The sequence below is a fragment of the Paenibacillus sp. AR247 genome (assembly GCF_002968895.1).
Taxonomy (GTDB): domain Bacteria; phylum Bacillota; class Bacilli; order Paenibacillales; family Paenibacillaceae; genus Paenibacillus_AQ; species Paenibacillus_AQ favisporus.
Window position 1 is genome coordinate 237,226 of sequence record NZ_PCZT01000024.1, and the last position, 12,933, is coordinate 250,158.

The window sequence follows — 12,933 nt, forward strand, 5'->3', positions numbered from 1 at the left end:
GATCATCGTGCTAATGTCGTCAACTTTATGTATGCGGGCAATCCAGTGGACGGAATCGAGCGTATTGTACAGAAAATGAGCGTTAATTTGAGATCCCAGCATTTTCAGCTGAAGATCCCGTTCCAGCAGCTTCTGCACATACAGTTCGTTGATTAATTCCTTGATATGGGCCACCATCTGGTTAAAATGGGTGAACAAATAGCCGAATTCGTCCTCTCGTTTATCGACAATCCGGATGTTGAAATCGCCATCCCTGGCTCGGCGCATCGCATGCGTCATCTTCTGAAGCGGCCGGTGAACGGCAGAAGCGATAATGATCGCGAGCAGAATACCGATGCAGGAAAAAACAATGCCCAGCGACAGCATATACCAGCGAATATCCATCGCTTCCTTCATCAAATCATTGCTGCGCAGCATGCCGACGAGCCTCCAATGGTTCGTCTCCAGTTGACTGTAGACGACCAGCATCTCTTGCCCGTCTATAGAGTAGCTTAGCGTTCCTTGACGCTCTTCCTTAAACGGAATGTCCAGTTTGCTGGACAATAGAATTCCACCCTTATCCCCTTTGATCTGGCCGGTATCGTCCATCATGACGTTGATTCCCGACCCGTCATAATCGATTTCCGCCAAAATTTCCCGGACCTCCGCCGGATCGACTTCGTACAGCACGACGCCGATAATTTCTCCGCGGCCTTTCATATTTTTCTGGGCACGGCCAAAGGTAAAAACAGGCTCGGAGCTCGGGCCTTTTATTAATGAGGGCATGATGCCGAAATAGACGAGCCTGCCGTCAGCCTGACGGATTTGTTGATACCAGGCCTCCGTGAAATATTCATTGGGGTAAGAATTGTAGACCGGAAAAGATTCTTTGGGTGAATAGCGGTAGGAGTAGCCCCTCTCGCTGAGCAGATAGATATTATTCATATCATTCCTGGAGTTTACCAGGTTCGATAGAAAGGCGGTATTCGCATTATTCGTCTGAATCCTTTCCTTCTCGTCCATAAAATCTCCCATGAGCTGCTTCTGAATATCCTTATTGCCGACGACAAGAAGGGAACGGTCCTCGTATCCCTCCAGAAGGATATCAACCCGCTTGCTCATCTGCTGAACATTCTGAAGCGCCATGCCTCCGATTTTGTTCTCCATCATCTGAGCGGATTTATCATAGGATAGATATCCCATAACGGTAATAATGACGATCATGCTGGCTACATAGAATCCGAACACCTTCATTCCGACCGAATTGAACTTGATTCTATCGATGAACTGCAGTCTCATGAGGTCCCTCTCTTCTTATGCCCCGTAATTACGGTATTGAGCGGGCGTCATGCCTTCCCATTCCTTAAAGGTTTTGACGAAATGCCGAAAATCCCGATATCCGACCCGGTCTGCGACTTCATATACCTTTAGAGGGGTCTGTTCAAGCAATTCTTTCGCCTTCGTGATTCGGATTCGAATGAGATAGCGGCTGAGCGTTTCGCCAACCTCTTCATGAAACACTCTGCTGAAGTAAGAGGGATTCATGTAAATCTTTTCGGCCACGTTATGAAGGCTGATGCCAAGGTGGTAGTTATCATGGATATAACGCAGTGCCGTTTCTATCGTTCGCTTATGCGCAATTGAGGGTGCATGAGTATCCTTTATGAGGAAGGTGCCCATGATCATGGCCTTCCAGTCGCCAATGGAACACCTGTAGAGCTGAAGCTTGCGTTGATGCGTAATGGTGGAAGCCTTGGAATGATCCTTTGCCTGGAGCAGCTCCTGCCACTTGGACAAAAGGATGCTGATGTGCATATTCATTTCATACCGCACGGCAATGGCCGGCGTCTGCTTGATGAGCTCTTGAAGCAGCCCGGTCTGTACATCGAGCAGTTCGGACAATCTGCCCGCATCCATCAGCTTCATGGCATGCAGAATCCGATTCGACAATGCCGAGTCAAGGGAATCCGCTTTGTGATCCGTGAGCAGAACGTCCGCCGCCAATTGCCCCATGCATGCAGCCATGCGGTAGTCCAGCTGCTCAGCCGGGCGGGGCTTGGATCCATGACCTGCTGAACTGCCGTCCATCGGGGCAGTATGGACCTGCCCGGGTCCGTGAACCAAATAGTTCATACTTATAGTAAGCGCTTCCCTAAAAGAGGATGCAAGCTGCGTCCGCTCTCTTAAGCCGCTGATCCCTATGCTGATTCGAACGCCTAACACATGAAGCGCATCTTCAATAACGCCCTCCATATAGCGGTACAAGTCCTCGACGCCGAAAGAGGTATCGGGCTCACTTAGCGAAGCAATCAGTGCAATGTCCGCAAAATCATTCCCTTGTAAAGGACAAGCCAAGCACCGGATCCCCTTTTGAGACAGGATTTCTTCCACCAAATTCCCAAGCGCGTACCTCATGAGCGAGCATCCGCTTTCGTCCATCTCCCGGTCTCCCCACTCGTGGACGACCATCGCCATAACGATCAGCCGTTTCGGATCGAGGTTGATATGAAGGGCTTCCCATGTGGATTGCATCTCTCGTTCTGTCAAAGATCGGGTTAAACTCATCTCCAGGTGCTTCTGTCTGGCGAGCGGCAAGCTTTCCCGAATGCGGCCCGACAATTCCTGCAGGCGGGAGCTCAGCTCCTGCTTCTGTTTAATTTCGCTGATGCAGCGTTCAATAATTTCAAGCAAAATCGGTTCTTCGACTGGTTTGAGAATATAGTCAAACGCTCCTAGCTTGACCGCCTTCTGCGCATACGCAAAGTCGCTGAAGCCGCTAATAAAAATAACCTTTGTATCGATTCCGCGCTTTTTGATTTCTTCCATTAAATCCATACCGTCCATCGTGGGCATCTTGATATCCGAAATGATAATTTCCGGAACATGGGCTTCGATTAATTCCAACGCCTTGCAACCATCCTCGGCGTCACCGATAAATTGGATTCCGTGTGAGCTCCAATCAATGGTCCTTTTCAAGCCTTCCCGAATCCAGTGCTCGTCATCGACTACCATGAGTTTTATCACTGTGTATGCCCTCCTTTTCGATCAGCCCAACNCAAACCAGGCTGTGTTACACCAATATTACAGAAGCAGCTTCGCTCTGTCTCCTCACATATGCAATAAGCTCTTGGCCGCCGCCAAGGCGATGAAACAAAAATTCCCCCTACGGAAGTAGGAGGATAGTAATATCGAGGTGCAGGAAAGCCTTCGTCCAACTCAGCACTTTATTAGATATCTGGGATTATCTCTCTTAGCGCATCACGCGGATGCCGCAGTAATCCATCAGCAGTTCGCAGAACATCATGTTTGCCCACGAGAACCAAGGTCTCGTATACTCCGCCGGATCGTCGGCTTTAAAGCTTTCGTGCATCAGCCCGGTTCCCGCGTCCGTTCGGCTCATCACCTGCAGCAGGCGCAATTTCTCCTCACGGCTGTCCGCAGTCAGCCCTTGCATCGCCAGGGCGATATGCCAAATGTAACCCTGCGGCGTATGCGGGCTGCCGATGCCCTCGGCCGCAGTTCCTTCAAAATAATAAGGATTGTTCCGGCTCAAAATAAACCGCCGTGTATTCTGGTACACCTCATCCGACGCATCCCGGTAACCGAGATACGGAATCGACAGCAGGCTCGGCACGTTGGCGTCGTCCATCAGATTGTGATGGCCCAAGCCATCGGTTTCGTAGGCGTAGATCGGGCCGAATTCCGGATGCTGTACGATGCCGTGCTCCCGGATGCCCTGCTCGATCTCCTGGGCAAGCTTGGCGGCCCTGCCCTGCAGTTCTTCATCCTGCAGCACCTCTCCGGCGATTTCCTGCAAATAGCCGAGCACCACGACGGCGAACATATTGGAAGGAACCAGATAGCCGTATTCGCACGCATCGTCGCTCGGCCGGAATCCGGACCAGGTCATGCCCGTATAAGCCGTCTCCGCGCCTTTGCCGTCCCGAACCAGCGTATCGCTCGGCACGCAGTCCTTCCGCTGGAACCGGTAAGGTGACCGCTCCTCATGGCGCTGCTCCACCGTCCACAAATTCAGGATGGCCTCCGCAGCTTGACGGAAACTGCCTTGGAATTGCGAGGTTCTGCCCGTGTTCTTCCAGAGCAGATAGCTGAGCTGAAGCGGATAGCAGAGCGAATCGATTTCGTATTTGCGTTCCCATATCCAGGGGGTCATCTCTGTCTCGTCCGCCTGGTGGCCGCGCCCGTCGGCTTCCTCATTGAAGGCGTTTGCATAAGGGTCCAGCAAAATCGAATCCAGCTGCCGCCGCACCAAGCCTTCGATCATTTCCGCAGCTTCCGGATCCTCCTTCGCCAGCACCAGAAACGGCCGCACCTGCGCGGCCGAGTCGCGCAGCCACATCGCCGGAATATCGCCGGTGATGACGAAAGTCGTTCCGTCCTCCATCCGTTTCAGCGTCGTCCCCCAAGTATTCCGTATCGCATTTTGAAAAATGTCCAGCAAACGCGTCTCTCCGGCCAGCTGTCCCGACATTCTCCCGGCCAACCGTTCCAAAGTAATAGGCTCCGTACCCAGTGATTTCATGCGCTCTCCTCCTTGGTTATGGCATCATAAGCATCGAAAGTTAATGAATATATCAGCTATGCTACCGTATGAATACACAAAAATTATATTTGTTGGTAAGTTAACATGTCAATATACTTTTTATAACATTCTATTGTTAAATATTATATTATTTAAAAGAAAAACGGCATTCCCGCTGAGGCCTGCCGCTTTGGTTCCAACTCTATTTGTGTTTCATGGCAAGCCCGCCGTTTCGGACAGGTCCCGCCGACAAACCTTCGACGAGCTCGGCATCAAGCAGGATTTTACCGGGAACGCTCTCGCCGTTTCGCAATTTAAGCACGTTTTCAAAGGCAAGCCTCCCCATCTCATTCTGCTTCTGCCGCATATGGGTGAACAAGGAGCCGGCAGCGTCATCCGGACTGTCAAAGCATACGATCGACAGGTCTTCCGGCACGCGGATCCCCGACTCCAGCGCAGCCTCATAAGCAAGCCTGGCGATGTTGTATTCCATGGCGAACAGAGCGGTAATCTCCGGATGGGCCGCGAGATGGCGCTTGATATGTTCCTTCTCCTTCTTCTTGTTCTCCGGTACAAAGGCAGCCGGCAGCGTCGCCGTAATGTTCTCCATCCACAGGCTCCGGTCGGCGGCAATGCCGCTTTCCGCATGGGCCTGGATAAACCCTTCGATCCGCTCCTCGATGGCGGTCGTATCCCGGGGCAGGGTGGTCATAAGGCCGATATGGGTATGCCCAAGTCCGAACAGGTAATGGATCAGCTGCTTGGACGCCGATACGTTGTCCGTGCTGATGGAGCTGGCGGAGACGCCTTTCAGATGCCGGTCCAGCAGCACGAACGGATACTCGCTGATGACCAGCTTCAAAATTTCGGCATTGAAATATTCGCCCTGCGCCGGGAAAATAATTAGCCCGTCCACCCCGATCTCCAGAAGGCCCTGAATCGCTTCCTGCTCTCTGGCGGTCTCTCCCAGCGACCTGCGGAGAATCAAATAGCTGTCATGCTCGCGGGATGCTTCCTCCATGCCGAAGACGAGGTCCGTCCCATAGCTGTCCCCAAAGTCGGTCATGACCAGTCCGATCAGCAGCTTGCCGTTCTCCCGGCGCCGCTTGGACGCTGCCCCTGACCGGGACGGCGGTGCTCCTCCTCCGCTCTCATAATCCTCGGCCACAAAGGAGCCTCTCCCCGGCTGGCGGACAATGTATCCCTCCTGCGTAAGCATCTCCAGCGCCTTCTTGCTGGTGATCCGGCTGACGCTGTAGGCTTCGCCCAGCTCCTTTTCCGATGGGATCCGCTCCCCCGGCATATATTTTCCGGCTACGATCTGATCGCGCAGTTCTTCAAAGATTTGTTCGTACATCGGCTTCGACGACGATTCATGCGACACGTTGCAACCTCCTCTGTCTCTGGGTCCACAAGTTCAGCTTCGCTGAACCATTCTTCAATCATTAAATAATATATCATGTTATATTCGCTTTGTGAATAGCCGCCGGACTGGAAGCCCCGTTGAACGGCATCTTCACTCTGCACCAGCATAAAAAAGAGCGCCCCCAGCGGGGACGCCCTTATGTTGCTTTACCCTTATTTTCAGCAGTCCAAACCTTCTATACTTCCTTCATCCGGAAGTAGATCCACCCGATCAGGAAAAAGACTACAAAGCTGCCGACGACTGTAATCATCAGACTTTCAAACGGCAGGTTCAGTGCCCCGAATCCGCCTCCCTCCATCGTGCCTGCCGGCAGGGTTGCCAGAAACGGCTGCGCCCAGGGATAGTAAGGACCATAGGTGGCCGAGTTCACCACCAGCATATTCGGGATGGTGAACATCACGTTCAGCGCCAGCGGAGCCGCGAAGCTGCTCCACATAAGCGAGGCGGCCAGCTGCAGCGCCGCGAGCGGCAGGCAGGCGACCCAGCCGCCCAGCAGGCTGCGGCCGATCTCCGTCCACGGAATCGGACCGGGCAGGCCCTTCACGGCGCCGACCAGCAGCAGTGCGCCGAGAAAGAGCAACTGCATGATCAGCAGCAGAGCGATAATGACCGTAATTTTGCCAGGAACACCCCGGACCGGGTCACAGGCAGGACCAACAGCTGCTTCCACCCGCCCCCTTGATGCTCGTAGCGGCAGATGAAGGCGGCGAAGATTCCCGACATGATCGGCATGAACAGCAGCGCATGCAGCATGCTCAAGGCGCCGAGCAGCACCAGCCATGGCTGCTGCCGGCTGTCGACGTCCGACAGCAGCCCGACCAGGACGGAGACGAGCGGACTGACCAGGATAAGCAGCACGATCAGAGAGCGGGACATCTTCAGCCGTTCGGCGGATAACACCCGAAAGTAACTCAGCATCTCTAGTCCACATCCTTTCCGCGGAATTGCCCCATGCCAGCCAAATAAATGATAAATGCCAAAATGATGCCTCCGCCTACCGGCAGGGCCGGAGACGCCTTTCCATAGAACGACAGCAGGGGCCAGGCCAGCGGGAACCATTCCGGGTAATTCCCCGCGAACAGCGAAGCGATGGCGGCGGTAATGCCGAGCGTGATCGGCAGCGCCTGATTTTTAAACGTCAGGGACAGCCACAGCTCCAGGGCAAACAGCGGCAGCGCCGCCAGGAAAGGAACAAAGCTGAGCTTCAGAATCGTCAAATACGGAATATGGTCCGGACTGAATTTGAGGGCCAGTCCCAGGACGACGGTTCCGCAGGACAAAATCAGGCAGGATGCCGCCAGGGCAATGATCCCCAGCAGATATTTGGCCGTAAACACCGCGCCCCGCGAAATCGGTAATGCCAGCAGCTGCTTCCAGGAGTTGCTGCCATGCTCGACGTTAGCAATTTGCGAAGCGATCAGCGTCGTGCCCAGGAACAGGGCGATCGGCACGAACGAGAAGATCTCCCCGATCAATCCGGCCCACGGATCATCCTGATAGCGCTGCAGCAGATAGTCGTACCGGAGGCCGAAATTCAGCCCCTGCATCGCCAGCAGTCCGACCGAGCCCAGAATAACGAGGAGCCAGATCCCTTTGCGGCGCATTTTCAGAAAATCGGCCGACAGCGCGCGCGCCACCATCATGAGAATCCCCCTTGCTCGATCACCTGCATGAAGATATCCTCCAGCGACCGGCGCTTCTCTTCCACCCGGTAAATCGCATGGTTATTGTCTACGAGGCGCTTGACGAGCAGCGCCACTTCCGGATCGCTCAGCTGGTCCAGCTTGATCGCCCCGTCTTCCATCCGGCCGGTATAGCCTTGGCCGATCAGGTGAACCAGCGCCTCCTGCGGCTCCGATACGACCAGGCGGAATCCGCCTGAGGCTTGCTGCTTCAGGTTGTCGATCGTATCCTGGAACACCATTTCCCCTTCGCGGATAATACCGACGGTCCCGGCCATTTGCTCGACCTCGGAAAGAAGGTGGCTCGAGACGAGCACGGTAATCCCGTGCTGCTTCGGCATGCTGCGGATGAGCTCGCGAATTTCGTGGATCCCGGCCGGATCCAGCCCGTTGGTCGGCTCGTCCAGGATCAGCAGCTCCGGACTTCCGAGCAGAGCGGCGGCAATGCCCAGCCGCTGCTTCATCCCGAGCGAATACCCTTTGACGGGGCGCTTTGCGTCCTTCGTGAGGGACACGATGTCCAGCACTTCGTGGATGCGCGCCTTCGGCACATCGAGGATGCGGCGGATCGCCTCCAGATTTTGCACGGCCGTCAGATGGCCGTAGTTCGAAGGATATTCGACCAGCGAACCGACCTTGCGCAGGATGTTCATTTTATCCTTCCTCAGGTCCTTGCCGAAAATCTGGATCGAGCCCACGGTCGGGCGAATCAGGCCGAGCAGCATCCGGATCGTCGTCGTCTTCCCGGCCCCGTTCGGTCCGAGAAAGCCGTAAATTTCCCCCTTGGCGATTTCCAAATCCAAATTGCGTACGGCATAGCGGCCGCGGTATTTTTTGTTCAAATTTCTCGTCTGTATCACGAGTTCACTCACGATCATCACCTCGATACCCATCTTACCGGGCCAAGGTTAAAAGACAGGCTGCTCCAAGTTTAAATTTCGTTTAAAACTCCATTGCCAAAATCCGCGCCAGCCTCTACCATAAATGAGAGAAACTTGTCATCTCTTGACGATTGGAGGCGTAACATTGACGGATTGCACGGTTAGGCAGATTGAAGCAGCGGATTACCGCGATATTTACGTATTGAATCAGGATTTCAACCCGGATCTGCGGTTGTTTACCGAAGACCGGGTGAAGAAGAGGATTGAAGCCATCACGGCTCAGACGAAGGATGTCATTTTTGTATGCGAGCAAAATGAAGAAGTCGTCGGATACATTCACGGCAGTCCTTATGAGCTGCTCTTTTCCGACTCTCTGATCAACGTTCTGGGGTTTGTCGTAAAAAAATCGCACCGGAATCAAGGGGTCGGCAGTTTGCTGATCAGCCACCTGGAGCAGTGGGGGAGAAGCCACGGGTTTTCCGGAGTCAAGCTGCTGTCGCATCCGAGCCGCGTCCAGGCCCACCGATTCTACGAACGCCGTGGATACGTGTTCACCAAGGATCAGAAAAACTTCATCAAATCCTTTAACAGCTGAAATATTCATCACGTGAAAGTATACAGAAAACCGCTCTGATTAAACTACACCCCTTGTTAGGCTTCGGCTAACAAGGGGTGTAGTTTTTATGGTCAAAACCAAGGCTTCACTTGATCATTAGCCCCGGTTTTTCCGAGTCCGCGGGGTACAGCAAAACCCTTGTCCCCTGTGAATCGCTCTCGATCATCATGGACAGCCCCATCTCCCGCGTCAGGAAGCCGACGATCGCGAGGCCGATCCCGGCGCCCTTGCCGCCGGAAGACGACTGCATGCCCTGGCCGCGATCGGAAATGACAATGGCCGTCCTGCCCCCGGCCGCCTCCGTAGCGATGCCGATATACAATCCGGAATGAGCGTGCCTCAGCACGTTCTGGAACAGATTGTCCAGAATCCGCCGGAACCACTGGATATCGACAAGCCACCACAGCGGCTCTTCCTGCAGCGAGACATCCACTTCAAACCCTTCCTTTTCCCACAGCGGATACCAGGCGGCCGCGCTTTCCCTCACGATCCGGAGCACGTCCGCCTGCACCGGCTGCAGGGTGTACCTGCCGCTCGTCAGGAGATTATACGACAGCAGGTTATCGATCAGCCCGCCCAAATCACCGAGCTTGGCTTCGGTCAGCTTCAGCAGCTCCTGTCCCCGATCGGACAAGGGCTCTTTTTGCAGCGTATGGACATGGCCACGGATGACGGTCAGCGGTGTACGCAGGTCATGCGACAGGTTGGCGATCAGCCGCTTGCGCAGCTCCTCCTCTTCCCGTTCGCGCTTTAAACTTCGGCCCAGCTTGGCCACCATCCCGTTAAATGCGTTTTCCAGCTGTCCGATTTCATCCTCCCTTTTGACCTGGATCGGCTCCGGCAGTCCGTTCTGACCCTGCACCGTCATGGCATGCTGCAGGCTCAGCAGCCGCCTTCTCATGTTCACGAAGAACATCCATGAGACGGCGACAAAGGCCAAAAACATCAGTAGAATAAGTACATATACGAAGTAAAACGTCCGGTCTGACACCGAGTCGCTGCGGGTGCTCTGCACTTCCTTCGGCACCTCGATGACCATAAACCCCTTGCCCAGAGACTCTGCATCCCCGATAAAAGCCACCACCGTAAACTTCCCGTAGGATTCCCGGTACTTCTTCATATAGGCCATCGCATCCGACGCGCTCCACCGCTTCGGAAGATCCAGCTTGCTGCCCCCCGGCTCCCTGAGGTTGCCCTGTCCGTCAACCCAGAACACGGCCGCCTTATCGTACTCCTGGCTAAGCTTTTTTAGCCTGGCATCGATCTGCGCCGGGGTTTTGTCCTTCAGCTGCTTGGCTTCCTGATGCCACGTTCTCTCAAGACGCAGGCCGGCGTATGGATTCTCCTGCTCTGGATCCGAGGGAAACAGCGGATCGACGATATTCAAGTTGACGAGCTGATATCCGATCAGCGCCGCAGGAAACACCACCGGAATAAAAAGCAGAGCGATGACCATAATTAAAAGGTATCTCGACAGCAGCGAACCGCGGAACTTTCCGCTTTTGCCCGTCTTCATGCCTTGATGCGGTAGCCGACACCGCGGATCGTTTCAATGATTTCGGGCGAGGCCGGGTCACGTTCCAGCTTCTCGCGGAGATAACGGATGTGCACCATCAGCGTTTTGTCTCCATCAAAATAAGGCTCGCCCCACACGCCCTCATAGATCTGCTCTTTGGTCAGGATCTGGCCCAAATGCCGGAGCATAAACTTGAAAATTTGATATTGCTTGCCGGTCAGGATGATCTCTTCCCCGGTCTCGCGGTTCACGATCCGGTTCTCCCGCTCGTATACCGACAAGTGCTTCAGTTCCAGCACATCGGACGCGACCGATCCCGACCGGCGGAGCAGCACTTCGATGCGGGCCGCCAGCTCGTCGGGGTGAAAAGGCTTCGTGAGGTAATCGTCGGCAAACTGCAGCCCTTCCAGCTTGTCGTCGATGGACGTCCGCGCGGACAGCATCAGAATCGGCAGCTCCGGGTACGCCTTCTTCAGCCTTTGTCCAACCGTAAATCCGTCCAGGCCCGGCAGCATGACATCGAGAATAACCAGCTTGCAGTTGGCCGCAAGCTCCGCGGCCCTTTCGCCGCTGCGCTGCCATTCCACCTGATATCCACGTTCAGCCAGGTCCCGGCAGACCCATTCGCCGATCTCGGCGTCGTCTTCGATATATAACAATGATACGTTCAATGATATCGTTCCCTTCTGTCTGTTTCAGGCATAAGCATCCAAGGTAATTTCAATGTGATTATACCTTATTTCGCTGGAAGAGGAGGAGCGTTCACTGATCGGCCGCACAATTTTGCAGGTTGAAGCCCAGAAGGAATCATGCTATATTTTAGCTACCTGAGCACGGACGTTTCCTTAACCGATGTTCTCAGCATTCTAATTTAAAGGCTATGTTACCCTAAATGAAGGTACAACCTCGGGCTGAAGTATGTGGACCCTGGTTGTGCCTTTTTTGCGTGAGGAGGAAAATGAGATGCTGCTGGAAGCTGTGTACCACCGCCCCAAACTAAACTGGTGTTATGCCTATGACGGACGTACCATCCACCTGAGAATCCGCACCAAACGAGACGACGTGACCTCGGTATCGGCCATGGCCGGCGACAAGTACATTTGGGATGAGTCGATGGAGTATATCCCGATGATCAAGCTGGTTTCCGACGAACTGTTTGATTACTGGGAATGTGAAGTGACGCCCCCCTACCGCCGGCTGAAATACGGATTTTTGCTGGAGGACGGTAAGGAAAAGTACTGGATGACCGAATACGATTTCCTTCCGGAGCCACCTGAGACCCCGGACCGTTTGTTCGAATATCCTTTTATCAATCCGGTCGATATTTTCACCGTGCCGGCATGGGTGAAGGACGCGGTCTTTTATCAAATTTTCCCTGAGCGCTTCGCGAACGGCGATTCGTCGCTGGATCCGAAAGGAACGCTGCCTTGGGGCGGCGAGCCTGAGCGGGACAACTTCTTCGGCGGGGATCTGCAGGGGGTTCTTGACCACCTGGATCATTTAAGTGAGTTGGGCATCAATGCGATTTATTTCACGCCGATTTTCAAGGCGACGACCAACCATAAATACGATACCGAGGATTACTTAACGATCGACCCCCAATTCGGGGATATGGATCTGCTGAAAAAGGTCGTGGCCGCCTGCCACGAGCGGGGAATCCGCGTGCTGCTGGATGCGGTGTTCAATCATTCGGGCCGGACGTTCGCCCCTTTCCTGGACCTGCGGGAAAAGGGGGAGCAGTCTCGCTACAAGGACTGGTTCCATATCCGCAAGTTCCCGATCGGCGTGGAGGACGGGGTACCGAGCTACGACACGTTTGCTTTTGAGCCGCTCATGCCGAAATTGAATACCGAGAACCCCGAGGTGAAGGAGTATCTCCTGAAGGTCGCGGAGTACTGGATCAAGGAAGCCGACATCGACGGCTGGCGCCTGGACGTGGCCAACGAAGTCGACCATCAGTTCTGGCGTGAATTCCGCCAGGTCGTAAAACAGGCTAAACCGGACGCCTATATTCTCGGCGAAATCTGGCATGAGTCCTCGCCCTGGCTGCAGGGAGACCAGTTTGACGCCGTCATGAACTATCCGTTCACCAACGCGGCGCTCGACTTCTTCGTCGATGGAATTACGGATGCCGAAGGATTCGCCAATGCGATCGGCAAGCAGCTCTCCCGCTATCCGCGCCAGGCGAACGAAGTGGCGTTCAACCTGCTGGACAGCCATGATACGCCGCGCCTGCTGACCAAAATGCAAAGGGAACAAGGATAAAATGAAGCTGGCCGCCCAGTTCCAG

General features: G+C 54.4%; 9 protein-coding genes and 2 pseudogenes. 2 read left to right on the plus strand and 9 right to left on the minus strand.

Features of this window, described 5'->3' with window-relative positions; translation table 11 throughout:
- The 7 genes and pseudogenes from CPT76_RS31980 to CPT76_RS32010 all read right to left on the minus strand — a co-directional run.
- Positions 1–1,278, minus strand: a 1,278-nt coding sequence (locus tag CPT76_RS31980) for a cache domain-containing sensor histidine kinase (protein ID WP_146116496.1), incomplete at its 3' end; no start/stop codon positions are given.
- Positions 1,279–1,293: 15 nt separating this feature from the next.
- Positions 1,294–3,003, minus strand: a complete 1,710-nt coding sequence (locus CPT76_RS31985) for a response regulator transcription factor (RefSeq protein WP_146116497.1) — start codon at positions 3,001–3,003, stop codon at positions 1,294–1,296.
- A 226-nt stretch (positions 3,004–3,229) separates the two neighbouring features.
- The gene (locus tag CPT76_RS31990) at positions 3,230–4,471 is read right to left on the minus strand and encodes a glycoside hydrolase family 125 protein (RefSeq protein ID WP_258169033.1); all 1,242 of its coding nucleotides are present in this window, start codon (positions 4,469–4,471) and stop codon (positions 3,230–3,232) included.
- Between the two features lie 253 nt (positions 4,472–4,724).
- Positions 4,725–5,906, minus strand: a complete 1,182-nt coding sequence (locus CPT76_RS31995; protein WP_258169015.1) for a GntR family transcriptional regulator — start codon at positions 5,904–5,906, stop codon at positions 4,725–4,727.
- A 217-nt stretch (positions 5,907–6,123) separates the two neighbouring features.
- Positions 6,124–6,866, minus strand: a pseudogene (locus tag CPT76_RS32000) (ABC transporter permease).
- A gap of 2 nt (positions 6,867–6,868) precedes the next feature.
- The gene (locus tag CPT76_RS32005) at positions 6,869–7,588 is read right to left on the minus strand and encodes an ABC transporter permease (protein ID WP_076172957.1); all 720 of its coding nucleotides are present in this window, start codon (positions 7,586–7,588) and stop codon (positions 6,869–6,871) included.
- Entirely contained in the window at positions 7,588–8,508 is a 921-nt protein-coding gene (locus tag CPT76_RS32010; RefSeq protein WP_285855349.1) for an ABC transporter ATP-binding protein, read from the minus strand. The genes CPT76_RS32005 and CPT76_RS32010 overlap by 1 nt, the downstream gene beginning before the upstream one ends.
- Before the next feature lie 148 nt (positions 8,509–8,656).
- Here CPT76_RS32010 and CPT76_RS32015 point away from each other — a divergent pair, with 148 nt between their 5' ends.
- Positions 8,657–9,106, plus strand: a complete 450-nt coding sequence (locus CPT76_RS32015; protein ID WP_181153186.1) for a GNAT family N-acetyltransferase — start codon at positions 8,657–8,659, stop codon at positions 9,104–9,106.
- A 106-nt stretch (positions 9,107–9,212) separates the two neighbouring features.
- On the opposite strand, the gene CPT76_RS32020 is transcribed toward CPT76_RS32015, so the two are convergent.
- Positions 9,213–10,643, minus strand: a complete 1,431-nt coding sequence (locus CPT76_RS32020) for a HAMP domain-containing sensor histidine kinase (RefSeq protein WP_105445759.1) — start codon at positions 10,641–10,643, stop codon at positions 9,213–9,215.
- Positions 10,640–11,314, minus strand: coding sequence for a response regulator transcription factor (locus CPT76_RS32025; protein WP_105445760.1), 675 nt, complete (start codon positions 11,312–11,314; stop codon positions 10,640–10,642). Before CPT76_RS32025 ends, CPT76_RS32020 begins: the two co-directional genes overlap by 4 nt.
- 292 nt (positions 11,315–11,606) lie before the next feature.
- On the opposite strand from CPT76_RS32025, the pseudogene CPT76_RS32030 reads away from it, so the two are divergent.
- Positions 11,607–12,933 (plus strand): annotated as a pseudogene (locus CPT76_RS32030) (glycoside hydrolase family 13 protein); the annotation flags it as partial.

What these genes read in the sequence shown, in the direction of transcription:
- CPT76_RS31990 (WP_258169033.1), bottom strand. Translation starts at nt 4,471, where the DNA reads ATGTCGGGACAGCTGGCCGGAGAGACGCGTTTGCTGGACATTTTTCAA.
- CPT76_RS32005 (WP_076172957.1), bottom strand. Translation starts at nt 7,588, where the DNA reads ATGGTGGCGCGCGCGCTGTCGGCCGATTTTCTGAAAATGCGCCGCAAA.
- CPT76_RS32010 (WP_285855349.1), bottom strand. Translation starts at nt 8,508, where the DNA reads ATGATCGTGAGTGAACTCGTGATACAGACGAGAAATTTGAACAAAAAA.
- CPT76_RS32020 (WP_105445759.1), bottom strand. Translation starts at nt 10,643, where the DNA reads ATGAAGACGGGCAAAAGCGGAAAGTTCCGCGGTTCGCTGCTGTCGAGA.